The 699-nt window shown below is 69.2% G+C and carries 2 protein-coding genes; both read left to right on the plus strand.

Going from position 1 to position 699, the window contains the following annotated elements; translation table 11 throughout:
* Window positions 1-323: DUF3846 domain-containing protein (locus J1M39_RS11910; protein WP_206496835.1), on the plus strand; the 323-nt coding region annotated here is incomplete at its 5' end.
* Between the two features lie 160 nt (window positions 324-483).
* A partial coding sequence (locus tag J1M39_RS11915; RefSeq protein WP_206496836.1) for a hypothetical protein occupies window positions 484-699 on the plus strand: 216 nt, incomplete at its 3' end.

Genomic DNA, 699 nt, shown 5'->3' on the forward strand with positions numbered 1-699 from the left:
ATGCAATCCTGATCACCCCCACCGGCGACGTCACCGAGGAGCAGGTCAACGGCCTGGAGGACTTCCAGCAGCACGTCGGCGGCTACGTGGAGGCCCTGTCCTCCGACGATGGCGACCACACCATCTGGCTCAACGAGGAGGGCAAGATCGCCGGCCTGCCGGTCAACTCCAAGGGTCACCGGATCGTCCACGAGCTGACCATCCTCGCCCCGGACGACGTCATCGTCGGCCCGGTGCTGATCACCGGCGACCTGGCCGACGACGGGGAGACCTACCTGCCCCCCACCAAGGCTCTGCGCGAGCGGCTCGGCCTCGACGACTGAGCCCCGCGGGCGGGCGGGCCCCGCGGCCCGCCCGCCCCGGCCGCGCCGGGGCCACCCACGAATCCCACGCCCCTGTTGCGCGATCCCTCTTACGCGTGTATGGTTATACACATCAGCAGGGGTTATCCGGACCCCCGCACCCCTGACGAAAGGGACTCCGATGACCAAGGCCACGATGATCCACCCCGACGGCACCACCGCCGACGTCGAGCTCCACACCATCCCCGCTGACATCGACCGCCTGCTGGGCGCCACCGCTGAGGTCTACAACCCCGGCGACTACGACGGCATGGACGGCGACTGGTCGCTCTGGGCCGACGCCCGCCACAGTTCCTCCCGCCCGTTCAACTCCACGGCCACCGAGATGATCCACGAC

The organism is Micrococcus sp. KRD077, assembly GCF_017168505.1.
GTDB classification, from domain to species: Bacteria; Actinomycetota; Actinomycetes; order Actinomycetales; family Micrococcaceae; genus Micrococcus; species Micrococcus luteus.